Origin of the sequence: Lunatimonas sp. (genome assembly GCF_020832325.1) — a bacterium.
GTDB lineage: Bacteria > Bacteroidota > Bacteroidia > Cytophagales > Cyclobacteriaceae > Lunatimonas.
The window spans coordinates 141,143-167,385 of record NZ_JAFIEU010000013.1 but is presented as its reverse complement, the minus strand read 5'-3'; the positions used below and the strand labels follow the sequence as shown (position 1 = coordinate 167,385).

The following is a 26,243-nucleotide window of genomic DNA, read 5'->3' as shown; positions in this document are numbered from 1 at the left end:
TATAATGAGGGATAATTGGTGTCAGGGAGGGTCAGGAATTACGCTTTTTGGATCGCTTCCAAAACCCATAGATCAATATTCCAAAAATGGGCAACAACAACACGGGCCAATAATCCAAAAACGGAAAACCTTCGGTTTCAGCAAGCGCCCCTTGGGCATGAAGCGAGGTTCCAAACAAGGTCATAAATAAGAAAAACAACGGAATGAATCTCATGATACGTCAGGGTTAATATTAGGTGATAAATATACTATTTTTTGATCGACCCCCTCCCTGCTTCTCAAAATGAAATGCAACGGGAGGTCCAAAAAAACTCCCCAGCCCGCGTTGAACAATGCGTATATCCTGAGGCTTGAGATAAGGCCAAACTACGGCGATAATTTGGAATCGCCTACAAAAACAGAAACTTTTGGAAGAGATGCCTGATAAATCCGTGAAAAAGTGCTTTTTTTGCACTGTTAAAAAAGACAAGAATATCTGAATAATTTGGTAACTCTCTAGAGTTCTCTAAAAAAATTGTGAAATCATAAACAAGCCTATAAAATTTTAATTTTCTTCAATTAACATCCAATATGATTTTAGGAGTATTAAAAGAGCCCGGCATGGAAACCAGGGTTTCTCTCCATCCGGAGGCTGTGAAGCAATTGGTTGGATCGGGTAATCAGGTTCTCGTGGAAAAAGAAGCTGGAATGCAAGCATTCTTGGCCAATCAACTCTACGAGGATGCAGGAGCCAAAATCGTCGAACGTGATGCGCTACTGACTTCTGCCGAAATGATCTTTCAGATTCAGCCACTGGGCACCGAAGAGCGGGCCAAACTGGGTAAAGGAAAGATCTTGATAGGAGTCTATCAGCCTTTGGTGGCCAAAGAACTGATGCAGGAAATTGCTCAACAGGGTATCACCTTACTAAGCATGGACGCGATACCGCGAATTACCCGTGCACAAAGCATGGACGTGCTTTCCAGCATGAGCACCGTGTCTGGATACAAGGCCGTGTTATTGGCAGCGAGCCAGTTACCCCGGTTTTTCCCGATGCTGATGACTGCGGCAGGTACAGTAGCTCCCGCTAAAGTATTGGTGATTGGAGCTGGGGTAGCCGGATTGCAAGCGATAGCAACAGCCAAACGCCTTGGTGCGGTGGTGGAGGCTTTCGATACCCGCCCGTCGGTAAAAGAACAGGTAGAAAGTCTTGGAGGAAAATTTGTGGAGGTTCCGGGTGCTGTAGAGGACAAAGCTGCGGGCGGATACGCCGTGGAGCAATCCGAAGAATACAAGCAAAAGCAAAGTGAGATGCTGGAAAAATCCATCGTGAAATCGGATGTGATCATTACCACAGCGCTGATTCCCGGACGGAAAGCTCCCATTTTGGTGACCCGGGAAATGCTCGTAAAAATGAAGCCCGGAGCAGTCATCGTGGATTTGGCTTCTATCAACGGAGGCAACTGCGAGGGCACAGTGGACAACCAAACCGTGACCGTGGAAGGTGTAACCATCATTGGGAATTCCGCTTTACCGGCCACCATGCCGGAGGATGCCACCAAAATGTACAGCAAAAACGTTCATAACCTGCTAAAACTCCTGCTGAAAGAAGATCAACTGAACTTGAATTTTGGAGACGAAATCATCAAGGGAACCTGTATCACCCATGAAGGCGCAATCGTATACGCGCCACTAATCAACTAAACCTATGGAACAAATCATTCAATACCTTTCGGATAACCAACAGGAATTCTATGTTTTTATCTTGGCGGTGTTTGTAGGCATAGAGGTCATATCCAAAGTGCCCACCGTATTACATACTCCACTGATGTCCGGATCCAACGCGCTTTCTGGCGTGGTGATCGTGGGTTCCATTTTGGTACTCGGCAAAACAGATCCAGGGAATTACCTGGCCCTTTCATTGGGCTTCCTTGCTGTTTTACTCGCCACACTGAACGTGGTCGGAGGATTTGCCGTCACCAACCGTATGTTGGAAATGTTTAAGAAAAAACCAGCCAAAAAATAACGGAAATGATATCACAACTAATCGACATCTGTTACCTGGTGGCAGTGGTGCTGTTCATCTTAGGGATAAAACTGATGAGCCATCCGGACTCTGCCAGAAGGGGAAATGCACTGGCCCTGTCTGGCATGATCCTAGCGATCATCGCTTCTTTCCTCACTCCCGGACTTAACAATATTGCATTGATTCTCGTAGCAATGGCACTGGGTACCGGAGGGGGTATGTACTTTGCGAAATCGGTGCAAATGACGGCCATGCCTCAATTGGTTTCCTTTTTCAATGGAATGGGTGGCGCTGCCGCTGCACTAATCGGCTTGGTAGAGTATGGAGACCTGCCGGTGGATGAAATCGGCAAAGGAACCGTATTGATGGCCTCGTTGGTGATTGGATCCGTATCCTTTTCGGGTTCTTTGGTTGCCATGGGAAAACTTCAGGGCGTGATCAAAGACATCAACATTAACAAGATCCTCGCTTTTCTGATACTGGCTGCGGCTGTTGCCTTGTCCATCTATGTCATTGCTTCGGGTGAACCCCAACCCGTATTGGTATATGTAATTGTATTGATATCACTGATCTATGGCTTGGCTTTCGTTTACCCGATCGGCGGAGCGGATATGCCCGTGGTTATCTCCCTGCTAAACTCCCTGACAGGGGTAACAGCAGCAACCACCGGCTTGCTTTATAACAACATGGTTATGCTTATGGGGGGTATATTGGTAGGCTCAGCAGGGCTATTGCTCACCTTGCTGATGGCCAAAGCGATGAACCGCTCGGTTGCCAACATCCTGTTTACTTCTTTTGGAGGCACCTCTACGGCAAGCGGAGCAGATGCCGGAGATCAAGTAGTGCGGGAAATCAACCTGACCGACTCCTCCATCCTGCTTTCCTACGCAAAGCGCGTGGTGGTAGTACCGGGATATGGCCTCGCCGTAGCGCAAGCCCAACATGCCGTTCATGATTTGGAGAAATCTCTGGAAGAAAAGGGCGTGGAAGTATTGTATGGAATACACCCTGTGGCGGGAAGAATGCCCGGCCACATGAACGTGTTGCTGGCAGAGTCCGATGTGTCCTACGATAAGCTTATCGACATGGACGATATCAACGAGAAATTTCCCAGCACCGATGTGGTCATGGTGATCGGTGCCAATGATGTGGTAAATCCGGCTGCCAACGACGATCCCAACAGCCCTATTTATGGAATGCCCATCCTAGAGGTGAACCGGGCAACCAATGTGATCGTCATCAAACGGGGCATGAGCTCCGGTTATGCCGGTATTGAAAACGCACTCTTCTTTGATCCAAAAACACGGATGCTGTTTGGAGACGCGAAAAAAGTGCTCACAGGATTGGTTTCTGAAGTAAAAAGTATGTAGTAATTCTTTCAACCCCCTAGTATACAAAAGCCGCTACCCTGAAATGGGAAGCGGCTTTTATGGTTAAAATAAAGCTATCTGGCCAAGAATAAACCTTGCTATAGGTCCGTCAATACGATCTCTGCATGCAGATTTTCTGATAACAATTTGCCCGTCTTTATCGCTTGTTCTTTATTAGAAAATACAAATGAAAATATGGGGGTTGCGCTTTCCGAATACAAAAACGCTCTAAACTCATGCACTGTTCCTGACCATGTCGGACTGATCCCATTTGGGGTATTCGTGACCTTTTTTTTTACATGAGTAACAACGATTCGTTTGATATTTGGCAAAGGTTTCCACTCACCGAATGGATAACCCAAAAATGAAAAATAGTCCTTTGCCTTCCTTTCGTTGAATTCAATTACGGTACCAGTATAAGTAGACAATATTGCTGCCCCAAAAACAATGGCTGCTATCCCAACATAGACTGGTTTTTCCAATGAACGATCTGGTTGAAAAATGGCAGAACCTATTATTGCCAAAACTCCTGCTGCAATAAATAAAACTCCCAATAGATGAGGACCTGAAACAAGCTGTCTGTTTTTAAAGTCATATTGTTTCATAAAGTAGCCCGTATTACTTACAGGTGAAATATCTGGTCCATTAGCACCCATTTTTCGCCGGGCTTTGCCCATGGAAGGGATTGCTGTAACGTACCCATTAATGACTCCCATTCCTGTACCTTCGGATTCTCATTATCCATTTGTGCCTTTCGCTCAAACGAGAAATCCTCTCCCACTTCCATAATCATAAAAAGACGGTTTCCGGTTTGGTAGATGTCCATGACCTGAATATCCGCATCGGTGATGCTCCGAATGATCTCAGGGGCTACCGAACGGTGATGTGCAATGTATCGTTCAATGATTTCCGGATCATCTTTGAGATCCAACGCAAAACAATAGCGTTTCCTATCCATGAGTTGACTGCTTAATTGAGTTTGTAAAACTTTTCCGCGTTCTCTGCCCAAATCTTTTGCTGCACCTCTTCCGGGTAACCTTCCAAAAATTTGCGTAAAATACCAATTACTTCCGAGTAGGATGCCGCCAAAAGGCATACAGGCCAATCAGAACCATACATCAACCGATCCTCTCCAAATATCTTCATCATCACATCCAAGTACGGATGGAAATCTCCTTCCTTCCATTGCGTCCAATCGTGTTCTGTCACCATACCGGAGAGCTTTCCATACACGTTGGGAAAACTCCCTAATTGCTCCATTTGATCTCTCCATGGCTCCAATTCCCCTTTAGCAATGGGAGGTTTGGCCAGGTGGTCGATGACCATGGAAGCCTCTGGAAAATTGCGTACCGTCTCGATCGCTCCGTCCAACTGCTTGGGAAACACCAAAATATCGTAACTGTACCCTTTTTTAAACAACGTTTCCAGTCCTTTTTGAAACTTTGGCCGAAGGATGTAGGCAGGATCTGCTTCGTCATGAAGAATATGCCGAAATCCCTTTAACTTACGAAAGGGTAAGTAAGCATTGAGTCTCTCTTCCAGGTTAGGGGCCTCCAGATCAATCCAGCCTACCACCCCCTGAATAAACGGGTGACTATCGGCTAGGCGTAGCAGGAAATTGGTTTCCTCTTCAGTCTGTGCTGCCTGCACAGCGACACAACCGGAAACCCCATTTTTCTGAAACACTTTCTCCAGATCCTCCGGCAAAAAGTCTTTTTTCAACACATTCAGTGCATCGGTGATCCAGGGAAGCTCCTCGGGGTTATACTTCCAAAAATGCTGGTGTGAATCCACTATTTTCATCTGTTTATTTTTTGTTTTTCAAAGGTCAGATGGAATCTCGCATGGGAAATAATCATTCCAGTGTGTGACGGCTACGTCATGCTCGATTTCATACGCTATCGGGGCTTAGTTTTCGGGCAAGGGAACCCGGTAAATCATTGCATTTGTATTCATGCCTGCACCAACGGAAGCAAACATCAGGTAGTCACCCGGCGATATCCGGTGATCGGCTAATTCCTCTTTGACCACCAGATCGTAAAGCACAGGAACGGTGGCTACCGAGTTATTTCCCAAAAACGAAATGGACATGGGCATGACACCTTCCGGCGGCTTCTCTTCCCCATACAAATGAAACAGGCGCTCCAGAATATTCTGGTCCATTTTTTCGTTGGCTTGGTGTATAAAGACTTTTTTGATTTGGCCGAGCGACAGATCGGCACGGTCCAGACATTCCTTTAATGCCTGAGGTACGGTTTTTATGGCGTATTCGTAGAGTTTTCTTCCCTGCATCTTGAGAAACAAGGTATCGTCTTTATAGTCTGGATTGTAAGAAACCTGCATTTCCAGGAGGTGAGCGTGATGCAGGGTATCCGACCGGGTAAGGTGCTTAAGAATGCCACAGGGCTGATCACAAGACCTCGCCTCCAACACGACTGCACCGGCACCGTCTGAAAAAATCATGCTGTCGATATCATGGGGATCCGAGATTCGCGAAAGGGTCTCGGCACCAATCACTAAAACTGCCTTTGCATCGCCCGACCTGATAAAATAGTCTGCCTGAATCATACCCTGTACCCATCCCGGACATCCAAAAGGTAGATCGTATGCAACGGTATAGGGATTGACTATCCCTAATTTATGCTTAATCCTTGCCGCTAGCGTGGGACAGGTATCCACACGAATATTATCTTTTTGTAAATCTCCAAAATTATGAGCCACGATGATGTAATCCAGCTTTTCCCGATCAATCCCAGAATCCAGCAAGGCTTCCTCTGCCGCCAAATGTCCCATATCTGAGGTAACCTGATCATCGCCAATGTAGCATCTTTTCTCAATGCCCGTAATTTTTTGCAATGTCTTGACTACCTCCGACGTTGGTTTTTGAATGGGGTCACCTAACTCGTTGAAAAACTGGTGATTCAAAAAATCTTGGTTGTAAACCACCTTTTCCGGAATGTACCTACCTGAACCGGTAATCACCCCACTAACCCTCTTCTCTTGCATGTGTTGGAAAAATTTCGATAGATGTATTTTTCGTTCCTTTGCCTAAAATTAACTAAAAAAGCTATTGAATGGAAGGTGATCCTAAAAAAAACAAAAAAACAGGGATGGAAAAATCCACCCCTGTAAAGAACACTTCTACAGATTGGGTTGCGGTGTAGTACGCAGATAAGGCTTAATGACCTTGTGACCCTTGGGGAATTTAGCTGGAATGTCCTCATCCTTGATCGCCGGGGCAATGACCACATCTTCTCCATGCTTCCAATTGGCCGGAGTAGCTACCGAATAATTCGCGGTTAGCTGCAGGGAATCGATCACCCGTAGCAACTCATCGAAATTTCTACCCGTACTGGCAGGATAGGTAATGATCAGCTTTATCTTTTTATCGTTTCCAATAACAAACACCGATCTGACAGTGAAATTTTCACTCGCATTTGGGTGGATCATGTCATACAGCGCAGATACCTTGCGGTCCTCATCGGCAATGATGGGAAAGTTCACCTCTGTATGCTGGGTCTCATTGATGTCAGAGACCCAACCCTTATGGCTCTCCAGTCCATCCACGCTCAAGGCTAGCACCTTTACGTTTCGCTGTTCAAACTGCTCCTTCAGTTTAGCAACCGTGCCCAGTTCGGTTGTACACACCGGTGTGTAATCTGCTGGATGTGAAAACAAAATGCCCCAACCGTCACCCAGGTATTCGTGAAAGTTGATCGGTCCGTCCGTAGTTTCCGCCGTAAAATCTGGCGCGATGTCTCCTAATCTTAAAGTCATACTCACATTTGTTTATGTTAATTCTATAGGTTTAGTAGGGAAACACATATAGGGTAACTTTAGTTTACCGTTTGAAGTGTTTTTGCAAAAAAGATGCGTCCGCTAAAAAACAGCCTACCATGGCCCAAATTTCCAACTATTTCAAAATTTTTAGCTAACTTTCAAGGTATTGGACGCCAGTTCCAAATATTTTTTTGCTCTATTTTGCTTTATGGCCGAAACCCTCTATATTTGCATGACATTTCGGGGAGGTATGCTTTTTCCTTCATTTGGTCCGTTCGTCTAGGGGTTAGGACGTATCCCTTTCACGGATAAAACACGGGTTCGATTCCCGTACGGACTACAACAAATGATGTTTATCGTCTTTGATCTTGTATCAATGGATTGATAAATTTTGTTTGTGGTTGTTAGTGGTTAAAGTGAATAAAAAAGCCCGGTCTCTTGATCGGGCTTTTTTTTGTGCTTGGCGCATTAGGTACCTCCTTAAGAGGCCCCATCGTAGAAAATTCTCCAGACTTTGCCAGTGACAGAATCTGAAACCAGAATAGTGCCATCGGGAGCTTCGGCAATGCCCGTTGGCCTATGCAACGCATCTGAAGGACTATCAATGGTAGACACTCCTGCGAAACCTTCCGCCATCGCCTCGTAGGTTCCGCTTGGCGCTCCGTTATTAAACGGTACAAAAGCTACGAAATAACCCTTTTGTTCAAGCGGGGCCCTGTTCCACGACCCGTGAAACGCCACGAGCGCACTGCCCTTGTATTTGGAGGGAAAATGATCCCCTTGATAAAATTTGATATCGTTGGGTGCCCAGTGGGCTGGAAAGGTCATCACCGGCTGCTCGGTTCCTTCGCATCTCCCAACAGTCGTGCCGTCTCCGCCAAATTCGGGAGACATCACTCTTTTGCCCTGTTGGGGATCGAAATAGCAATAGGGCCATCCGAAATCAGCTCCATCTCTCAATCTGAACATTTCTTCAGCCGGAATCTCGGCGTTGTCGCCTTCGTCGAAGGATTCCGGGAACAGGCTATTGAGCAAATCTCTCCCATGCTGCACTACGTACACGTGCTTATCAGAGGAATTGTACCCCAATGCAACTGCATTTCGGATTCCTGTGGAATACCGATAACCATGTTCCAATTGATTCTGACCAATTTTATCGGCCTCAAAACGCCAAACACCCCCGGTACGTTCCAGCAAGGGACAAGGATCTCCCATAGGAGGAGAGCCTTTTACGCGGTCTTCCTGCTGACAGGCGTTTGACGGGGCGCCCACGTTTACATACAAGTATCCCTGATCGTCAAAGGCCATCGATTTGGCCGCATGGGCCGTCTGCTGCGGTAGACCATATACAATGGTGTCCGGAGCAGTGGCATTGTCCGGGACTAAATTTCCGGAAGAAAACGAAAAACGGAACACCGTACTGTCGTTGGAGGCATACAGGTATCCATTATGGAATGCCATGCCAGTACCTCCAAAGTCGCCGAAATAGGCGATTTGATCTGCCCTTCCATCACCGTTTTCGTCACGAAGTGCCACAATACCTCCCTTTTCATGAGGCTCTCTCAAGTTCATGTAGATGTCCCCATTGGCATTGACGGCAACGTGCCTACCCCTTCCCAAATTTTCGGCCACCACGTAGGCCTTCATGCCTGGGGCAAGGTTTAAACCGCCGTTGTCATCATCTGCTGAAAAATAGGGATCTGCTTTTTCGGTTTCACCGGAATTTCCACAGGCAAGGACTACCGCCGCTAGGCTAGTTAGTATCAAATACCGGAACATCTTGCTGTACTTTGTATGCATCAGAATGAAAGTTTGGTTTGCTAAGTCGAAATTTAACCGTAATTCACCAAACATCAAATGGTTTTTGGCGCAAATCACGCAACTTTTGATAGTGCCTTCCAATCATTCACCTACAAAATCATGCTATACACCTGCATTTTACCAATAAAAACCACCGAAACTCGCTCAATTATTTTGTAAGATTCCATTATTTTTGGCCCCAGCAAATAACCCGAAAATAGCCCATGAACCGCACTAGAACAATTCGTCATCTCTGGATTTTTTCTTTGGTTGCCCTTGGCATAGGCTGGCTAGGTGTAGGGCTCGATAGCCAATTGCCTGATCAGCAGAAGGAGGAAACCCTTGGAATGGCCGTTTGGCTGATTACTCCCCTACTGCTTGTAATTTTCCTTCGGACATTTTTTGGCGATGGCTGGAAAGATGCAGGCCTCCATCCGCGTCTAAGCAGTCAGTGGAAGTGGTATGTGATTGCTTTCTTAATTTTTCCGGTCGTGACACTTTTCACCATGGGAGTGGGTGCCCTATCCGGATGGGTTGACTTCACGCCATTTGACGCGGGGGCATACTTCAGTACCTTCGTGATTCTTCTGGGCATCAATTTACTGAAAAACGTGTTTGAGGAGTCGGTTTGGAGGGGATACCTGACGGTCAAATTGATTGGTTTGAACATGGGAGACTTGGGTATTTACCTGATTGCAGGCTTGCTATGGGGTCTGTGGCATTTGCCCTACTACTTGGAGTTCCTGCCGGAGGAAGCCATGTATACAGTTCTTCCCGTAAGTGAAGGATTGTTTGCCGCCATCGCCGTGGTCAATATGCTGGTTTGGACGGTGATGTTTACCGAAATTTTTCGGCTTACCGGTTCGGTATGGTCGGTGGTCTTACTGCACGCAGTGGAGGATGCGGTGATTAATCATTTGGTGATTGATGGATTTGTGGTGTTACAACCCGGCACAGAAATCATACTGTCTCCTATCTGCGGGATACTGCCTACGTTATTGTATCTGTTGATTGGACTTTGGCTACGCACGATGCGAATGCGGCAGGAATCAAGAAAGGCAAACCCATTGAATTAACCATTGAATTAGGATATTCTGATGGTTTTTCCATTCGTTAACCTGGAAAGGTGGCCTGCCTTTTTTTTGGCACCTCTTCAATCAACTAATATACCTGGATAAATAAGCTGTATTCGGGATTTGTAAAATATACAAGATACCTAAAACAAAAGAAATAACATACTTCACTATAAACTATTTTTAGACTAAAGGATTGTTTTTATCGAAAATACAATTTATTTTTCTGTGTAAATTTCGATTTATGAAATATTTACTATTCTTCTATTTTTGTTTATTGATCGGGCCAGCCATTGCGCAATCCCATGATATCTATAAACCAAAAAACATCCTCAAGTTAGAGGGTCCTATGGGAATCTTAAATGGAACCCTCCTAGCAGTCAATGATTCCTCAATTACCGTTTTAAATCACCGATTACCGAATGCTGAACCGTTAGTCATCCCTTATAAAGAAATCAATACCATTAAAATCCGGAAAAAAAATAATGTGGCGAAAGGATTATGGATCGGCATGGCTGTTGGTGGTGCCAGCGGGTATATCATCACAAGGGCCACATACGACCCAGAGAATCTACTAGTACATATTATGGCACCGAAATCTGCGGTTTCTACAGGCTGGACGATTGTAGGCATCGTTGGCGGGGGACTGTTGGGTACGCTAATAGGATCCATCAAAGTCCAGATCCCCATTGACCGTCACTACCCTTCCTTCGCAGCTGCCACTGAAAAGCTACAATCCTACACCCAATCCAAATAAGCACTAAAACCCGCTGGAAAAAGCTTAGTTTTCCCGCCTTTCAATTTCAACCCAAAGCGGGAAAATACTTCTACCTCCTTCTGCAAAATGAGGAATCAGATCGCCTTTTGAAGCAGCTAGTCGAACATTCTCCCAGACAATTTCATCCTTGCCTGCCGCATCATGCTGTTTTTGAAGTACCGTGCCGCCCAACTCCATGGTCATCCTTCCGGCGTGTTCCAATGGGCGTAAAAACCTAAATCGAACGGTATATATACCAGGCTCAATGGCCACCTTCCAAAGCCCAAATACCTCATCCTGCGTCCAAATGCCCCGCTGTCCTCCCGCATCGTTTCGGTTCAAAAACACCGGATTTTCAAAAGATGTGCCTATCTGTGCATGATGGTCCATCAAAAAATGGGGAGAACCGGTCAGTTCCTCCAGCAGACCATCCAGTTCCTTCTTCAACTCCTCTGCCAATTCCAAGTTATTTCCGCCGATGTTCACTTGCTCAAACGGGTCATTTGTAACGTCAAATAAGTCGAACTCCCGCGAAGAGGCATCAAATCCGGTATTTCCGACCAATTTATACCTCCCTTTTTGCAGGGCTATGTTGCTATAGGGTTCCGGATACTTTCTGGTCCAGTAGAAAAAAAGCGGTCGGGTATCAAAAAAATCTCCAGACGCACCCGAAATCAGAGGTAAAAAGCTCCGACCATCGATTACCCGATCGGTAGGTACCCTCGCTCCGCACAGTTCCGCCAGAGTCGGCAGCACATCGATATGGGCGAGTGTCTGATTGATTTCCATGTCCCTGATCGGGGCATCCGGCATTTTCATAAAAAAGGGCACCCGCACCCCTCCTCGAAACACGGTGCCTTTGAGGTCACGCATGCCGCCATTGTAGCGTCGCTGCTGAGGCCCGTTGTCCGTCATAAAGATCACCACGGTATTGTCCGATATACCTAGGTCATCCAATGACTGCAGCAGCCTTCCCACATTATCGTCGATATTGGAAACCATGGCATAGACCTTTCGGGCATCCTCCTTGTCTTTTTCCGACATGGTTAGAACGGGTGCGCCATCCATTTCCCATCCCTTGGAAGGGTCCAAGTCTTTGTACCGCTCATAGTATGCATCCGGAACCTGCAAGGGGGTGTGGGGTGCGTTAAATGACAGGTAGCAGAAAAAGGGCTGCTCGTTCTGGTTTTCAATAAATTGAATGGCCTCGTCGGTAAAAATATCCGAGCAATAGCCTTCATAGGGTTTGCGTTCGTTGTTGTTCCACAGTACTGGATCAAAATAACTGCGGTCCCCTTGGAAAAAGGTGGTAAAATCTCCCGGCTGTCCCATGCCGCCAGCCAAATGGATGACCGATTCGTCAAATCCCTGGTCGCTGGGCCGGAACGGGTAATTGTCTCCCAAATGCCACTTGCCAAATATCCCTGTACGGTACCCGGCCTCCCTTAGCATTTCGGCAATCGTCACCTCTTCCGTGGCCATGGTGGCCCCTCCATTATAGGTATCTCTCACTCCCGTGCGCAGCGAGTAGCGTCCCGTCATCAGGCTTGATCGGGTAGGCGCGCATACGGGCGACACATAAAATTGGTTGAGCCGCACGCTTTCTCTGGCCAAGGCATCCAGTACGGGAGTCTGCACATGGGGATTTCCCGTAAAACCCAGATCGCCATATCCTTGATCATCGGTGATGATTAGGATGACGTTAGGCGACTTGGAGACTTGGGCGAGCGTCCCAAAACATACAAAGAGAAGGCAGATTGAACAGGAAAAAAGGACTTTAATGAGATGCTGCATGTTATTTGGGATGAAGTTTGGATTTCAAGATAATGAAAAATGGTAAATCCCGTTGAGGTTCATATGGAATTATCTGACTTTCGGTCCATAAAATGAATTGGAATCAGTAGGCGAAGAACCAAGAATCTTGAAAAATCAAACACTAGCAGACATTTCCGATCAAAGCGAATGACAAGTTCAATTCCGTCCGAGAATGAAGGAAACAACCTGTCCCATAACCGTAGGGTGTACACACAGCTAAGAGTGTTTACTCCAATTGCGACTGTTCAATCAACATAAATATTCCAACTGACAAAAAAATTTGGCAAGAATCAATCGAAAAATTCTTATTGAAAGGTCTCTCTCAGGACTTATGGGTTTGAAAAACCCCAAAGGTCAAAAGACGTTGCCTACTCCTCTTCAAACCGCAGGGGCACTTCCTTTAATACGTTACTGCTTTGCATATCGACAAACTGAAATCTTTTGGAAATAGTAGCTGCTGATGGACTATTAGTTTAGGTGTCCAATGCATCCGGGATTAACGTTATGTTATATGCCTTTGCCCGAGATCTATGAATTTTGGCACCAATGACCACTACTTACCTGTAGTTGAAACTCAGCAGCAGGCTTACCTATTCGCTTCACCAATTAAAAAACTACCTCCACCTTCCGAATCGTCCCTGATTCGGACCGGATTTCCAGTTGCCCCTTAGCCGCATGAAAGAAGTACCCCTCTTGTTCTAACAGGGCTACCCCATCTGCCATCACTTCCCGAGGCGCCACCGATGACTTGATGCGCAGTACATGGGGAACCGTCTTTCCCTCCAATAAAACCGTGAGACGATTGCCCGACCGCTCCATACGTACATCGGTAGCGGCATCGTTTTCGCGAAACACGGTAAAGTTGGATTTCTCATTCCCCGGATACAGCAACAGCGTTAGCAGACCCTCGTCCCGCTCATCCCCAAAACCAGTATAGCTTCGGCTGATTTGCATAGGAATGATCGCTCCCGCCTTTACAAAAACCGGGTACTCATCCATGGGAAAGTCTTTGGAAATCCGCTGTGGACCTTGAAATACCTCCCGATCGTCCAACCAATAATACCAGGTACCTTCTGGCAGTGTCACTTCAAGATCCGTCCGGTCCTCGTAGATTGGGGCTACCAACAGATCGTCTCCAAATAGGTAGTGGTATTTTCCGGGCATGCGACGCTGCAAGCGGGTGCCTCCCTGATGACCGGTCACCACATAATGGTACATATAAGGAACCAATTCAGTATGCAGCCAGGAAAACTTGCGGATCACCTCCAGTTCTTCCTGCGTACGCTTCCACAGCGCACGCTCCCCATGCCCGCCGTTCATAAACAACCCGCAAAAGGTAGAAAACTGCGTCCACCGCATGTACAATCTGGGCGGGATCACGCTGCCCGAAAAACCGGCAATATCACTGCCGATCACGTTGTAGCCCAGATCGGCACTTTTCAGAATACTTTCGATGGCAGACTCAAACCCCTGTATTCCCTTCAAGGCGATATCGACCTTGCCCTGATCGGGATCCTCTAACATCTCCTTGGATTTCCACTGATGCACTTGATCGCCTACCCAGTTGACAGGCGAAGCGTCAATGGGCGCAAAACCCTCGGGATGGTACCAGCGATCAACGGCCCTGGCCAGGGTGACAAACTCGGGGTTTTGGCTAAGTCCGTGTGCGTATTCGTCCCGGTAATAATGATCCATATAGGTACGGGCACTCATCAGCCCAGCCTCCGTGCGTTTGTAGAAGATCGGAATACCAAAAAAATCCGTCGAAAACAGGGTCGCCGTACCATCCAGCTTCCACCCATCAATCCCCAGATCGAAAACCCGTTGCTGTAGACCCCGCCACCATGTCATGGCATCCGGGTTGGTGTAGTCAATGAAGCCACCCCTGCCCTTCCACCACTTGTTTTCCTTGCCTCCTGCCAAGTAACCCCGATCTCTGATCTCCAGATACCATTGCTCCGAGTCGGGTTCACGCAGCCCCTTATTGTAGCTATTTACCATGGTGGTCATCCAAAGAACAATCCGGTAGCCGTCATCTTTCAGCTTCCCAAACCACCGGTCCGGATCTGGGTACAACAGCGTGTCGACTTCAAAATCATTGTACCGAAAACTCCATGGGCTATCCAGAATGACCGTTCGGACAGGAATATCGTGTTCCCGGTAACCCTCCAATAATTCATCCACATAGGCCGCCGTATTGACATCATCCTCCCAGAGCCAACATTCCAAGGCCCAAGCGGGGGTTAGCGGCGGATTTCCATGCCGCTGCGCATTAAAGGGAATTCCCCAAAAAGGGTACAGAAACAGGCCGTAGGCCAGCAGGAATAAAACCCCGACGATCCAAGCCACCACTTTCAAAAACTTCACCCACATAACTCTGATGATTCTCCAGAATACTACGCAGGATTAGGCAAAAAATACCCCCTACCCTTCGGGAAAAAGAGCAAGAATTGCGATTTCTTTCAGCATAATTGGAAAACGCTTAGAAGTTATTCGAGGATTTTCACGGAATCCTTAGGTGGAAAACAGGGGTAATTACTATATTGGAAGACCTAAAAATATGTCGGGAAATAACCATTTTTACCATATGCTTACCACAGAACAGAAAGATCAAATCACCCGCCAAGGCATGAACCTACAGCTGGTAGAAGAACAAATCCAAAATTTCAAAAATGGCTTTCCGCCGTTGGAAATCCAAGCAGCCGCCTCCATCGGTGACGGCATACAGCTTTTGGACGAAGCTTCCCTGAAAACTTGCCTGGAAACCTACGAATCAAAATCTCCTCAAAAAAAAATCGTCAAATTTGTACCGGCAAGTGGGGCTGCCAGCCGCATGTTTAAGGACCTTTTTTCGTACTTGGAAAAAGGAGGAAGCGACCTATCCAATGACGCGTTTACTGCTACATTTATTCAGAAACTGGCCGATTTTGCTTTTTACGAAGACCTGGATAGCAGTCTTCAAACCACGGGTGACAGCATCGCTGCAGCCCTTGAACAAAAAAATTACCCCTTGATCGTTGCGCACCTACTGAATCCTGAAGGATTGGATTATGGATCACTGCCTAAGGGTTTGTTGAAATTCCACCGGTATCCGGAGGGTAGCCGCACACCGGTAGAAGAACATTTTGTGGAAGGGGCATCCTATGCACTGGGCGAAGGAAATACGGTACGACTACATTTCACGGTATCTCCAGAGCATCAGGAAAAATTTGAATCGCACGTAGCCAAAATCCGGCCCCAAATGGAAGCGAAATTCGGAACCACATTTGAAATCAGCTTTTCCCAACAAAAAAAATCCACCGACACCATCGCGGTAGACATGGAAAATGCACCCTTTGTGGAAGAGGATGGAGAGATTCTGTTCCGCCCTGCCGGCCACGGTGCCCTACTTGAAAACCTGAACGATATAGATGCAGACCTGATCTTTATCAAAAACATCGACAACGTGGTGCCCGACCGCATTAAAGAACCCACCAATACATACAAAAAGGCCATAGGGGGGGTCCTGCTAGACGCCCAGGAGGCTGTGTTTGCGGCATTGGTTGCCCTGGACGCCGGGATTTCTGAAAGCTCTGTTCAGCAGGCAGCTACTGTCTACACCGAAAAACTTGGATCCAAGCTTCCCCCAAACTTTGCCTCGTTGAATTTGACGGAAAAAGCAACCTTCCTGCGAACGAAGCTAAATCGACCTATTCGGGTATGTGGCATGGTGGAAAACACCGGAGAACCCGGTGGCGGGCCTTTCTGGGTGAAGGAATCAGACGGATCCCTATCCCTGCAGATCGGGGAGACTGCCCAATTAGACCTGACCAATCCAGCCCAAAAAGCATTGTTCCAACAGTCCTCTCACTTTAATCCTACCGACCTAGTTTGCGGTGTGAAAGATTACAAAGGCAACAAATTTAACCTGCTCGCTTTTCGGGATCCAAAAACGGGTTTTATCACCGAAAAATCAAAAAGTGGCCGGGAACTGAAAGCCCAGGAGCTGCCCGGGCTGTGGAACGGTTCGATGGCAGACTGGAACTCCCTCTTTGTGGAGGTGCCACTGATCACCTTCAACCCCGTAAAAACCATCAATGACCTGCTCAGGGATGTCCACCAATAAACTATCCAACTCTATGAAACGCAAAACCCGTTGGGAATTAATCAGGTACTTATCCGCCATTGTCCTGCTCTTGGTCATACAGGGCATCTCCCATGCACAAATCGGTGTGGGTGCCAAGGCACCAAAAGGGGCTAAACAGCTATTCGACGGATCCAAAAAATCCCTACACGGGAATTGGCAATACTGGGAGGGCCCCCGTTTGGCCGCAGAGCCACCTATTAAGTGGGCAATGGTAAATGATCCCGTGGACAAAGGGAAGGCGGTGAGCTCCAACGATCCGGCTGCTGCCGGTGGAAAGTACGGGGCAGCAGATATCGTGACGAAAGAGGAATTCAGGGATTTTCGCCTGCATGTGGAGTTTCTGATCGCAAACCCGGGAGGAAATAGTGGTGTATACCTACAGAATCGCTACGAAATTCAAATCTTGGACGGAGATAGCACCGACCACGGCATGGCAGCCATCATCAACGAACATGCTGCACCCTACCGTGCCTATAACGGCCTCGGAAAATGGAATGCCTACGATATTCAGTTTAAAGCAGCACGCTTTGACAACAGCGGCAAACTGACAGAAAAAGCCCGAACGACCATTTACTTCAACGGAATCAAAATCCACGAAGACCAATCCATACAACAGGTATGGGGTGGCCCAAACTCGGGAATAGACGGAGGAAACGATGGGGGTAAAGGAATCACCGACCGCCCCGGTGGCATCAAGCTGCAAGCGGAGGGACACGAGGTGCTCTATCGGAATATTTGGATTCAGCCACTCGACCTTTCCGGTTCGGGCGCAGACTTCTAAGCAGTAAGCGGGGGTTGGGTGAATAGGATCATCTACACCGCTCAGGCCGACCCTCAAACAGTGCAAGTCCGCCGTTGTCTTCCCTGAGCACACTCAGCGGTAGACAACGGCTTTTTGGTTATGGAAGGGTTTGGAACAGCATTTGAGTTTATCTGGGCGATTTCAAACCAACAAACCAGACTACCCATGATAGACACCAAATTCAAACACACCCTAATCGGAGCGGTCGCCACTTTTTGGGGATTCCTGCACCTTGCTTCAGAAGGGCTCGCACAAGTACAAATCGTGAATGAAACCATTGAAACCCGCTTGGAAACCGAAGAAGCCAGCATTACGCTGACTAAGGTGGTCCAGGGCCTGAACCACCCTTGGGCCGTTGGGTTTCTGCCGGATGGCAGCATGTTAGTGACCGAAAGATCCGGCAAACTATACCTAGTCAGCGGGGAAAAAATCACCCAATTAAAGGGTCTTCCCAAGATCGACACGGATGAAGATCAGCTTTCGGCGCCTGACGGCGGAAACCAAGGCGGTCTATTGGATATCGCCGTTCATCCAGATTATGAAACAAACGGTTGGATCTACTTTACCTACTCCAGCCCCGGAGACGACGACTCGGTCACAGGTGACCATAGTCATGGAACCGGAACCGCATTGGCCAGAGCCAGAATAGACAGTGAAAAAGGAAAACTAACCGACTTAGAAACCCTCTACGCACAAGTGCCACGGACCAATCCCGGCAGGCATTACGGATCCCGAATTGTTCTTCCCGGCGATGGCACCATTTTGTTCACCATTGGCGACCGGGGCCTTCGTTGGAACTCCCAGGATCTTACCGACCCGGCAGGATCGGTAATCCGATTGAAGGAAGACGGCGGGGCAGCCGATGATAATCCATTTATTGGTGTAGCTCCTGGCAATCTGCGACCCGAAATTTACAGCTACGGACACCGCAACAACCAAGGTATGGCAATTGACCCGGAAACGGGAAGCATATGGGCTACGGAACACGGACCAAACGGTGGGGATCTGCTGCATTTGATCGAAAAAGGCACCAACTACGGCTGGCCCCAGGTTGCCTTCGGGACAGAATACGATACCGATGAAAAAATTGGACTCGGTCAGGAGGCTCCCGGAGTAGCTAAGCCGAAGTGGGTATGGGAAGAAAGCATGGCACCTTCCGGACTGACATTCTATACAGGCGAGTCCATCACCGCATGGGAAGGACAGCTCTTTGCCGGGTCCCTGCTGAAAGAGACCCTGTACCGGTTGGAAATAAGAGATGAGCAGGTGGTGCATCAGGAGGCATTGCTGACCGAAAAAATAGGTAGGATACGGGATGTGCGCCAAAGCCCGGATGGATCCCTGTACCTGGTAACCGACGAAGGAGATGGTGCGCTGTACCGGATACAGGCCGCAGATTGAGCGAAGGATCATCCGAGGCTCTCTAAAAACCACCCCACCGGATGATCCTGAAACCCCTATTTTACCAATGGATAGATTTGGGAATGCTTAGGGCCCCTACTAGCACCGACAGTCAAAGTAGCAGGTTTTCTATTGCATAATTGACGAATTAGCAGTATGTTTAAGATCTTACAAGGCCCTAAATTGCTGCTATACAGTCCATGAACAACCCCAGCCCAATTAACCTCAAACCTTGGCCAGCATGTTTGCTGGCTTTGGCTTTTGCCTGCCAATCTCCCTCAGAAGCGGACTACGACACCGCCTATGTAGAAGAAGAACCGGATCCCATATACGCCGAGCACGTGCGGACCACCGGATTCCAAACACCCGAGCAGGAAATGGCAGATTTTATCCTCCCCCCAGGATTTGAAGTAACACTCTTCGCCTCCGAGCCGGAAATCAGCAAACCCATCAACATGGCCTTTGATGACCGTGGACGCCTTTGGGTAACCCAGTCGAGTGAATACCCCATCAAGGCAGGGCCCGGAGAGGGTACCGACCGTATCAGTATCTTGGAGGACAGTAACGGGGACGGTACAGCCGACAAGATCACCCATTTTGCCGAGGATTTAAATATCCCCATAGGCATAATCCCCGTACAGGGCGGGGCCATTGCCTATAGTATACCGAACGTATACCGCTTTTTCGATGCGAATGGGGACGGAAGATCCGAAAGGCGGGAAGTGTTGATCGCGGATTTTGAACATCGGGATACACATGGAATGGTGAATAACCTATTTAGAGGATTGGATGGCTGGATACATGCCTCGCACGGATTTTCGAACATATCTACCGTATCCGGGACTGATGGAGATTCCATCACCATGACCTCAGGAAATACGTTTCGGTTCCGTATGGACGGTAGCCGAGTGGAAAAAACGACCGATGGAAGAATCAATCCATTTGGTTCTGATTTGGACGAGTGGGGATACCATTATTCCGCTGACTGCCATACCCTGCCCATCTACCAACTCATTTGGGGCGGAAACTATACCCAATGGGGTAAAAAAGATCCCAATATGGGTTTCGCCCCCACCATGATGGACTATGGGCTTAACTCCACCGCACTTTCTGGGTTGGTGTATTACACCGACAACCAATTTCCGGAGGAGTACCAAAACAGCTTTTACTCAGGCGACGTAGTCACTTGCCGCATCAGCCGCAGTGTGATGGAGTTTAAGGGATCTACACCTTGGGCTACCCGAAAGCGGGATTTTCTAGTAAGCAAAGACCCGTGGTTTAGACCAGTGGATATCAAGATCGGACCGGACGGAGCCATGTATGTGGCGGATTTTTACAATCCCATCATTGGGCATTACGAAGTTCCCTTGGACCATCCCGACCGGGATCGGAATAGTGGAAGGATCTGGAAGATCACCTACAAGGGCAACAAACGTACTGCAAAGGACTGGTCCAAAGCAGCTCTTGCCGAAATTTTGGAGGAAATGGGAAATCCAATCCTGCATACGCGACTAGCCGCCACCGATGCGTTGGTAGATTATCACGGTACAAAGGCCGTTAGCGACCTCAACGACCGATTGACAAACGAGAAAACCTCTCCCTCGCATCGGGTGCAGGTATTATGGGCACTCTTTCGATTAGGTTCCCTCCAAGAGGGCACATTAAAAGCCGCTCTATATCACGAGGAACCGTTGGTGCGGGTACATGCTTACCGTATTTTCGCCAACTTGGAACAGTGGGATGAAGAACAGCGGGGTTGGGCACTGGATGGACTTAGCGATAAAGATCCCCATGTACGCAGGGCTGCGGGAGAAGCCGTAAACCGGCATCCACATGCTGCATTTTACAAAGCACTGGTGCAGGCGCATCAATTGGCCGATCCCGAGGATACCCATCTGATCTACACCCTCAAAATGGCACTTTTTACCCACATGCACGACCCCGCGATGATCCGAATGGCGGCAGATGAAGCCTGGCCTGAAGAACAGGCAGCACTGCTTGCATTGGTCATATCCGATACCAGTAGCCCGGAGGCAGGAAGTTATCTGTTTGACTACCTGAAGTATCGTAAGGTTCCAGAGCACAGTTGGCTGGGCTATGTGCGCAGCGTATCCAGGTCAATACCGGAAAACCAACTGCGGGATGCGGTAGCTTTCTCCATCGAAAAATCCCGGGAAACCACTATCACCCCACACAAATGGGCCCTTGCCCTTCAGGACGGTATCCAACAGCGGGGTATGGACGCACCAAACTACCTGATTTCATGGATCAAAGAGCTCAGCAGTCAAACCCTTGCCAGGTTGGACCAAGAGACGGAAAATTGGTCGGCTGAAAAGGAGGAAAAATACCAATTTGCTGTAAGCGCATCGGGCCGGTACCGATTTGCCGCCCACACCGAATCGCTAAAAACCTTGGTACGGGCAGAAGAAGTACCCGAAAGCCTGAGAGGCGAAGCCGCACTTGCCTTGGTAAGGATTTTACCTAGTGCGCACATGAGTTTTTTATCGGAGCTCATGAAGGATTCAGATCAAAAGACTTCTTTCCGTCTGCGACTAGCTAATACCTTGGGACAGTCTGCCTCTCCAGAGGCCAGAACCCTGCTCGCTGCCGGACTGAAGGATTCTCCCATCGAACTGCAAACTGCCATAGCTGCCCAACTGGCACGGTCAGGTCCCGGCAAATCCCTGTTGATTATGCATATACGCGAAGGGCACGCCCCTGCCAGAATCCTAAAAGCCAGAAACGTGGAGGAAGCATTCAGAAACCAAGCCAACACCTCCCAACAGGAAGCCTTTGAGTTCCTCACAGCAAACATCAGACCCATCAGTGAGGAAAGAGAGCAGCTTATCGGTAAACGCATCGAAGGATTTGAAGGCGGAGAACAAGCGCTCGTTTCGGGCAAACAACTTTTTGACGAAAATTGTGGCCTTTGCCATCAGGTCAATAAGCAGGGCGGCATGATCGGCCCTCAATTGGATGGTGTCGGCAACTGGGGTATCCATGCACTGGCCACAAAAATACTGGACCCCAACCGGAACATTTCCGAAAACTTCCGAACCTACAACTTTCGACTGACCAATGGAGAGGTCAAATCCGGGCTATTCCGCAGAGAAGAGGGTCAGGTGATTGTATTGGCAGACCAAAATGGGCAGGAATTCAGCATTTCCAAGAACGATGTCCGCGAGCAAACCGCTTCCAACATCACACTGATGCCAGACACCTTTAGTGAATCTCTCGACCAAGAAAAGTTCAACAGCCTGATGGCTTATCTGTTAAGTGTGAAATAAAGCTCCTATCCCATGCACCTTCCTCGTCCAAAAATAAACCGCAAAAATCGCTATCCTTTCCTTGTCTTGCTTATATTTGTTGGCACATTGGGTGCCTGTGCAGACAAAGGTCCGCAAGCAGTGCCTGGTGATCAGGTTTCCTTCAAAAAACATACCCTACTGACCGAGTTTATCGCCGAGGGGGTAGCCGTAGGAGATGTAAACAACGATGGGCTGATAGATGTAATGGCAGGACCCTATTGGTTTGAGGCGCCGGATTGGAAAAAGCATGAATTGGCTCCTGTCAAAACGTTTTATTACGACAAAGGATACAGCGATGCGTTCATTAGTTATGGGATGGATGTCAACCACGACGGTTGGGTGGATTTTGTGCGAATCGGTTTTCCCGGAAAAGAGGTTCAGTGGTTTGAAAATCCACAAAACCAGTCCGGGCATTGGAAAGTGCATCTAATCACCGAAAGCCTAGGCAATGAATCTGCCGGATTCTACGATATAGACGGAGACGGTCGGGTAGACCTGGTCGGTAGTATCCCGGAAACTGGCGAGATGGTATGGTTTAAATCCCCTACCGATCCAAACGACCTCAGGTGGAAAAAATGTGTCATCAGTGAACCCAATAGCCCCGGTACCGCCCAATATGCCCATGGGCTGGGAGTGGGCGATATGAACCTCAACGGAAGGCCGGATATCATCATCAAAGAGGGATGGTGGGAAGCTCCCGAAGACCCTACCAACGGACCATGGGTGTTTCACCCGGCAGCGTTGGGAGAAGCTTGTGCACAGATGTACGCCTTTGATGTGAACGGAAACGGAATGCAGGATGTTATTTCGACTTCTGCGCACCAATTGGGCATGTGGTGGCACGAACAGATTCGAGATGATCAAGGAAACGTACAATGGGTTACACACGATATAGACGATGCCTTCACACAAACGCATGGTCTGGAGCTCGTTGATATCAACAACGATGGGCACTTAGACTTGGTCACCGGAAAACGATACTTTGCCCACATGGGTGCTGACCCAGGAGAATTTGACACCCCCTACGTATATTGGTACGAATTTCAGCCAGGTGAAACTCCCAGCTGGGTAGGACACGAGGTAGACGATGATTCGGGAGTTGGCGTGCATGTGGTCACGCAGGACATCACCGACGACAGTCTAATCGATATCATAGTTGCAAACAAAAAGGGCGTTTTTGTATTTGAGCAACAACGTCAAACAAATAAATAATCAATTTAAATCTCTTATGAAAAAGTTAATGAAGCCATTTTTTTACCTGACAATCTCTGCTGTTATGGGATTGACAATTTCCTGCAAAGAAACGGGCAAAACATCCGATGGGCAGGAATTTACTTACCTTAAAAAAGGAACGCAAAAACCAGCAGAGGGTGAATTCATTCTCTACAATTTGGAAGTACTTTCCGGCAAGGACAGTGTATTTATATCTACCGCAGACCAAGGAATGCCCGGCTACCTGAGGTATTCGGACTCCATCCCGGTCAATAATTTTATGGATGAAATATTTCTCGGTCTGAAGAAAGGAGACAGCATTCTGGTGGAGGCAAAGGCGGCTAAAGTCTTCGAAGATAATGTTCCTCCATTTTTGACTTCTGACGAAACCATCAAAATTCGCATAGGTGCATTTGACGTGATGGACGAGGAAAACATCATGGCCTACTTCAACGAAATGCAACAAAAGGCCATGGACGCCGAAAATGCCAATGCGGCTGATCGCCTGGTGCTGGAAGCTGAAACCATCGCCCAATACGTAGCTGAGAATAACCTCGATGCGACCAAAACCGAATCAGGCCTATACTACGTGATCGAAAAAAGAGGAACGGGACCCGAGATCGAAGAGGGAAATCAAGCTTCTGTTCATTATGCCGGTTACTTACTCGATGGAAGTCTATTTGATACCAGCATGAAGGAAGTAGCCATGGCAAATAATATCTATAGCGAGCAGCGGGATCAGGCAGGAGGATATAGCCCATTTGACTTGCAAGTTGGGGTAGGACAGGTTATTCCTGGTTGGGACGAAGGCCTCAGCCTGCTCCGAAAAGGCGACAAAGCCAAGTTCATCATTCCTTCTCCCCTAGCCTATGGTTCACGGGGTGCTGGAGCCGACATACCTGGAAATTCCATCTTGGTTTTCGACGTGGAAATCATGGACGTAGCCAAATAAGGCATCCTATCACTTAAAGTTCAAGTCCCCGGCACACGTCGGGGACTTTTTTTTGCTCTTTTCTTACTGCGCTTCGATCCCTAGGTATTGCTGTAGCGCATACATGAGATCTACACCAAACGCACGGGCACCGTCGGCCGTTACGATCTGTCCATGATTTACGGCATACGGAAACTCGAGGGTGGTGGCCATCATCAGCCCTTGCCCCTGAAACCCAGCAGCCCATTGCCCAAACGAAGCACCTTGATCATAATTCGATCCGGTATTCCATGCCACACCAAAAGGCAGAAAACCCTCTTCACGGGTAAACCTCATTGGCCCTCTGTGGGTTTTGGCAAGAATATCCACCAACCGCTCTTGCTCTTTGGAGATTGCGGGATTTGCATTGCCGACAAAATAAATCCATTCGTTGTTTTCTCCTTTAATCCAGGGATTATGGAGATCAATACCCACCCAGGGCCGATCCTCTACCCAATCAGGTACTTGCTCTCGAAGGGAACGTGTACTTGCGTAGATACTCTCTCCCGAATAATCCCGGTTATGATCGCGGGGAATCCGGTTTTTGCCCTGTTCACCATCTTCCACCCCATCCTTGTCCAAAAAAGGAATAAACCAAAAGGAGGCCTTTTCTCTCAATGTGCGCATCGCCGGGTTATCAGCTAGCAGTGCGGAGAGCATTCCCTCCATCACATAATTCCCCATCATTTCGCAGGCGTGGGCACGAGCCATCACCAATACCTTGAATTCCGCCTGTTCTCGGGCAGCACCCAACACCAGTTTCTCTACCGGACGCCCTCTTTCGGACATACACAGGCGATCGATCTGAAGCTGGGAACTCGCTGTTAAATTTATCAAAAAACGCTCCAAATGGGCCTGAGTATAGGGCATTCCCATGCTAAAACGCACCGCTTGATCCGCCCTCTCAAAGCTAAATGAAAACAGCCGGTCGCCAAGGTGGTCGCTTTTATCCAGCCACTCCCAGGTGGCTCCCCCATCCAACGAGTAGGCCGCTCCCCTATTCGTTAATAGATTGGGTTTCGTCGCTTTGAAATACCACTTCTGTGGAGCGGAAGGAACAGCACGGAAGTTCCAATAAAACCACTCACCGGCAGTTCCGCTGAGGTCCGGGGAGAAATAAACGGTATCTGCTACTAACTTTTCTACCAGTACATTGCCTCCGGCAAAATGGCTGTCCACGTGCAGTGTACCTGGTGATTGGCCTAAAGCAACCTCTCCATGCTCCTGCGCACTTAGGGACGCAGCTGAAATCAACAATATGTACATCAGGAATACCCGCATGACTTCGATCCTATTCGGTTGAGTTTAAGATTCCAGCCTTCCAGTAAAGGCTAAAAAAAAACGTATTATGGATTCAAACTTCCGGCCTCAAACCCCAAACTGGCGTAAGTGATGATCCAAGTGCTTGTAAATCACCATTCCCCACTCCTTGGTGCTCAACGGACCAAAAAAGGGGTGAGGGCTGTACATGGGCTTTCGAAGATGTGGAAACTTCCGCAGGTAGGCGATGTACTGATTCCGCTCTTCGGCGAAGCGAGCCTGATCCACTTTGCCTTTCATATCATAGCGCTTGGGACCCTTCACATTTTTGGGGAAACGGGGCATAAGGTAAAGATTAAACCATTTGACGATGCGCTGCCACAGCGTGGCGGGGCGGACAGTGCCCTCCCAGGAAAGGACCTGCTGATTGGTCACATTGCAATGATGCAGCATCTCGGTAACGGTCATCGTACCCCACAGAGCCACACAGGCATCGTCAAGCTGCTCCGCACGAGCGATAAGGGTGTCTGCAAACTCCTTTGCCAATACTGTCTTCCGCATAAT

The 26,243-nt window shown here is 48.2% G+C and carries 22 protein-coding genes and 1 tRNA gene; 12 read left to right on the top strand and 11 right to left on the bottom strand.

Annotated features, from left to right (window positions below; all coding sequences use genetic code 11):
• Nucleotides 1-31: 31 nt before the first annotated feature.
• On the bottom strand, nt 32-214 hold the full coding sequence (locus tag JJU34_RS04925) for a hypothetical protein (protein ID WP_228691209.1): 183 nt from the start codon (nt 212-214) through the stop codon (nt 32-34).
• Between the two features lie 356 nt (nt 215-570).
• On the opposite strand from JJU34_RS04925, the gene JJU34_RS04920 reads away from it, so the two are divergent.
• Genes JJU34_RS04920 through JJU34_RS04910 form a run of 3 tightly spaced genes read left to right on the top strand, consistent with a single transcriptional unit; the run spans nt 571 to nt 3,375 of the window.
• A complete protein-coding gene (locus tag JJU34_RS04920; protein ID WP_228691208.1) occupies nt 571-1,683 on the top strand; it encodes a Re/Si-specific NAD(P)(+) transhydrogenase subunit alpha in 1,113 nt (370 codons plus the stop codon).
• 4 nt (nt 1,684-1,687) lie between these two features.
• A complete protein-coding gene (locus JJU34_RS04915) occupies nt 1,688-2,005 on the top strand; it encodes an NAD(P) transhydrogenase subunit alpha (RefSeq protein WP_228691207.1) in 318 nt (105 codons plus the stop codon).
• 5 nt (nt 2,006-2,010) lie between these two features.
• Complete coding sequence (locus JJU34_RS04910; RefSeq protein ID WP_228691206.1) at nt 2,011-3,375, top strand: NAD(P)(+) transhydrogenase (Re/Si-specific) subunit beta; 1,365 nt, start codon at nt 2,011-2,013, stop codon at nt 3,373-3,375.
• Nucleotides 3,376-3,473: 98 nt separating this feature from the next.
• On the opposite strand, the gene JJU34_RS04905 is transcribed toward JJU34_RS04910, so the two are convergent.
• From JJU34_RS04905 to JJU34_RS04885, 5 genes are all read right to left on the bottom strand, one after another.
• On the bottom strand, nt 3,474-3,980 hold the full coding sequence (locus tag JJU34_RS04905; protein WP_228691205.1) for a hypothetical protein: 507 nt from the start codon (nt 3,978-3,980) through the stop codon (nt 3,474-3,476).
• Nucleotides 3,981-3,997: 17 nt separating this feature from the next.
• A complete protein-coding gene (locus JJU34_RS04900; protein ID WP_228691204.1) occupies nt 3,998-4,333 on the bottom strand; it encodes an L-rhamnose mutarotase in 336 nt (111 codons plus the stop codon).
• 11 nt (nt 4,334-4,344) lie between these two features.
• Nucleotides 4,345-5,178 (bottom strand): amidohydrolase family protein, encoded by an 834-nt coding sequence (locus JJU34_RS04895; RefSeq protein ID WP_228691203.1) that lies wholly within the window; start codon nt 5,176-5,178, stop codon nt 4,345-4,347.
• Nucleotides 5,179-5,283: 105 nt separating this feature from the next.
• Complete coding sequence (locus tag JJU34_RS04890; protein WP_228691202.1) at nt 5,284-6,381, bottom strand: ketoacyl-ACP synthase III; 1,098 nt, start codon at nt 6,379-6,381, stop codon at nt 5,284-5,286.
• A gap of 135 nt (nt 6,382-6,516) precedes the next feature.
• On the bottom strand, nt 6,517-7,152 hold the full coding sequence (locus tag JJU34_RS04885) for a peroxiredoxin (protein WP_228691201.1): 636 nt from the start codon (nt 7,150-7,152) through the stop codon (nt 6,517-6,519).
• 271 nt (nt 7,153-7,423) lie between these two features.
• On the opposite strand from JJU34_RS04885, the gene JJU34_RS04880 reads away from it, so the two are divergent.
• A tRNA-Glu gene (locus tag JJU34_RS04880) sits at nt 7,424-7,495 on the top strand.
• Between the two features lie 140 nt (nt 7,496-7,635).
• On the opposite strand, the gene JJU34_RS04875 is transcribed toward JJU34_RS04880, so the two are convergent.
• The gene (locus JJU34_RS04875; protein ID WP_228691200.1) at nt 7,636-8,955 is read right to left on the bottom strand and encodes a PQQ-dependent sugar dehydrogenase; all 1,320 of its coding nucleotides are present in this window, start codon (nt 8,953-8,955) and stop codon (nt 7,636-7,638) included.
• A gap of 224 nt (nt 8,956-9,179) precedes the next feature.
• Here JJU34_RS04875 and JJU34_RS04870 point away from each other — a divergent pair, with 224 nt between their 5' ends.
• Together JJU34_RS04870 and JJU34_RS04865 are read left to right on the top strand one after the other, a co-directional pair.
• Nucleotides 9,180-10,031, top strand: coding sequence for a CPBP family intramembrane glutamic endopeptidase (locus JJU34_RS04870; protein WP_228691199.1), 852 nt, complete (start codon nt 9,180-9,182; stop codon nt 10,029-10,031).
• A 241-nt stretch (nt 10,032-10,272) separates the two neighbouring features.
• Nucleotides 10,273-10,785: a hypothetical protein gene (locus JJU34_RS04865; protein WP_228691198.1), complete on the top strand. Its 513-nt coding sequence runs from the start codon at nt 10,273-10,275 to the stop codon at nt 10,783-10,785.
• A gap of 24 nt (nt 10,786-10,809) precedes the next feature.
• Here JJU34_RS04865 and JJU34_RS04860 read toward each other — a convergent pair whose 3' ends face one another.
• Both JJU34_RS04860 and JJU34_RS04855 read right to left on the bottom strand, forming a co-directional pair.
• On the bottom strand, nt 10,810-12,579 hold the full coding sequence (locus JJU34_RS04860) for an arylsulfatase (protein WP_228691197.1): 1,770 nt from the start codon (nt 12,577-12,579) through the stop codon (nt 10,810-10,812).
• A 627-nt stretch (nt 12,580-13,206) separates the two neighbouring features.
• On the bottom strand, nt 13,207-14,973 hold the full coding sequence (locus tag JJU34_RS04855; protein ID WP_228691196.1) for a TIM-barrel domain-containing protein: 1,767 nt from the start codon (nt 14,971-14,973) through the stop codon (nt 13,207-13,209).
• Nucleotides 14,974-15,187: 214 nt separating this feature from the next.
• Here JJU34_RS04855 and JJU34_RS04850 point away from each other — a divergent pair, with 214 nt between their 5' ends.
• From JJU34_RS04850 to JJU34_RS04825, 6 genes are all read left to right on the top strand, one after another.
• On the top strand, nt 15,188-16,705 hold the full coding sequence (locus tag JJU34_RS04850) for a DUF4301 family protein (protein WP_228691195.1): 1,518 nt from the start codon (nt 15,188-15,190) through the stop codon (nt 16,703-16,705).
• Nucleotides 16,706-16,718: 13 nt separating this feature from the next.
• Nucleotides 16,719-17,507: a DUF1080 domain-containing protein gene (locus tag JJU34_RS04845; RefSeq protein WP_228691194.1), complete on the top strand. Its 789-nt coding sequence runs from the start codon at nt 16,719-16,721 to the stop codon at nt 17,505-17,507.
• A gap of 186 nt (nt 17,508-17,693) precedes the next feature.
• On the top strand, nt 17,694-18,929 hold the full coding sequence (locus JJU34_RS04840; RefSeq protein ID WP_228691193.1) for a PQQ-dependent sugar dehydrogenase: 1,236 nt from the start codon (nt 17,694-17,696) through the stop codon (nt 18,927-18,929).
• A 200-nt stretch (nt 18,930-19,129) separates the two neighbouring features.
• A complete protein-coding gene (locus JJU34_RS04835; RefSeq protein ID WP_228691192.1) occupies nt 19,130-22,216 on the top strand; it encodes a PVC-type heme-binding CxxCH protein in 3,087 nt (1,028 codons plus the stop codon).
• A gap of 66 nt (nt 22,217-22,282) precedes the next feature.
• Nucleotides 22,283-23,449, top strand: coding sequence for a VCBS repeat-containing protein (locus tag JJU34_RS04830; RefSeq protein WP_228691191.1), 1,167 nt, complete (start codon nt 22,283-22,285; stop codon nt 23,447-23,449).
• A gap of 16 nt (nt 23,450-23,465) precedes the next feature.
• Nucleotides 23,466-24,401, top strand: a complete 936-nt coding sequence (locus JJU34_RS04825) for an FKBP-type peptidyl-prolyl cis-trans isomerase (protein ID WP_228691190.1) — start codon at nt 23,466-23,468, stop codon at nt 24,399-24,401.
• Between the two features lie 63 nt (nt 24,402-24,464).
• Here JJU34_RS04825 and JJU34_RS04820 read toward each other — a convergent pair whose 3' ends face one another.
• Nucleotides 24,465-25,700, bottom strand: a complete 1,236-nt coding sequence (locus JJU34_RS04820) for a M14 family zinc carboxypeptidase (RefSeq protein WP_228691189.1) — start codon at nt 25,698-25,700, stop codon at nt 24,465-24,467.
• 87 nt (nt 25,701-25,787) lie between these two features.
• Nucleotides 25,788-26,240 (bottom strand): DUF1569 domain-containing protein, encoded by a 453-nt coding sequence (locus JJU34_RS04815; protein ID WP_228691188.1) that lies wholly within the window; start codon nt 26,238-26,240, stop codon nt 25,788-25,790.
• Between the last annotated feature and the right edge of the window lie 3 nt (nt 26,241-26,243).

Excerpts from the sequence above, each read along its gene's own strand:
- JJU34_RS04885 (WP_228691201.1), bottom strand. The coding sequence starts at position 7,152 with ATGACTTTAAGATTAGGAGACATCGCGCCAGATTTTACGGCGGAAACT.
- JJU34_RS04920 (WP_228691208.1), top strand. The coding sequence starts at position 571 with ATGATTTTAGGAGTATTAAAAGAGCCCGGCATGGAAACCAGGGTTTCT.
- JJU34_RS04895 (WP_228691203.1), bottom strand. The coding sequence starts at position 5,178 with ATGAAAATAGTGGATTCACACCAGCATTTTTGGAAGTATAACCCCGAG.
- JJU34_RS04875 (WP_228691200.1), bottom strand. The coding sequence starts at position 8,955 with ATGCATACAAAGTACAGCAAGATGTTCCGGTATTTGATACTAACTAGC.
- JJU34_RS04860 (WP_228691197.1), bottom strand. The coding sequence starts at position 12,579 with ATGCAGCATCTCATTAAAGTCCTTTTTTCCTGTTCAATCTGCCTTCTC.
- JJU34_RS04820 (WP_228691189.1), bottom strand. The coding sequence starts at position 25,700 with ATGCGGGTATTCCTGATGTACATATTGTTGATTTCAGCTGCGTCCCTA.
- JJU34_RS04840 (WP_228691193.1), top strand. The coding sequence starts at position 17,694 with ATGATAGACACCAAATTCAAACACACCCTAATCGGAGCGGTCGCCACT.
- JJU34_RS04890 (WP_228691202.1), bottom strand. The coding sequence starts at position 6,381 with ATGCAAGAGAAGAGGGTTAGTGGGGTGATTACCGGTTCAGGTAGGTAC.
- JJU34_RS04835 (WP_228691192.1), top strand. The coding sequence starts at position 19,130 with ATGAACAACCCCAGCCCAATTAACCTCAAACCTTGGCCAGCATGTTTG.
- JJU34_RS04925 (WP_228691209.1), bottom strand. The coding sequence starts at position 214 with ATGAGATTCATTCCGTTGTTTTTCTTATTTATGACCTTGTTTGGAACC.
- JJU34_RS04865 (WP_228691198.1), top strand. The coding sequence starts at position 10,273 with ATGAAATATTTACTATTCTTCTATTTTTGTTTATTGATCGGGCCAGCC.
- JJU34_RS04825 (WP_228691190.1), top strand. The coding sequence starts at position 23,466 with ATGAAAAAGTTAATGAAGCCATTTTTTTACCTGACAATCTCTGCTGTT.
- JJU34_RS04915 (WP_228691207.1), top strand. The coding sequence starts at position 1,688 with ATGGAACAAATCATTCAATACCTTTCGGATAACCAACAGGAATTCTAT.
- JJU34_RS04815 (WP_228691188.1), bottom strand. The coding sequence starts at position 26,240 with ATGCGGAAGACAGTATTGGCAAAGGAGTTTGCAGACACCCTTATCGCT.
- JJU34_RS04855 (WP_228691196.1), bottom strand. The coding sequence starts at position 14,973 with ATGTGGGTGAAGTTTTTGAAAGTGGTGGCTTGGATCGTCGGGGTTTTA.
- JJU34_RS04900 (WP_228691204.1), bottom strand. The coding sequence starts at position 4,333 with ATGGATAGGAAACGCTATTGTTTTGCGTTGGATCTCAAAGATGATCCG.
- JJU34_RS04910 (WP_228691206.1), top strand. The coding sequence starts at position 2,011 with ATGATATCACAACTAATCGACATCTGTTACCTGGTGGCAGTGGTGCTG.
- JJU34_RS04905 (WP_228691205.1), bottom strand. The coding sequence starts at position 3,980 with ATGAAACAATATGACTTTAAAAACAGACAGCTTGTTTCAGGTCCTCAT.
- JJU34_RS04845 (WP_228691194.1), top strand. The coding sequence starts at position 16,719 with ATGAAACGCAAAACCCGTTGGGAATTAATCAGGTACTTATCCGCCATT.
- JJU34_RS04850 (WP_228691195.1), top strand. The coding sequence starts at position 15,188 with ATGCTTACCACAGAACAGAAAGATCAAATCACCCGCCAAGGCATGAAC.
- JJU34_RS04870 (WP_228691199.1), top strand. The coding sequence starts at position 9,180 with ATGAACCGCACTAGAACAATTCGTCATCTCTGGATTTTTTCTTTGGTT.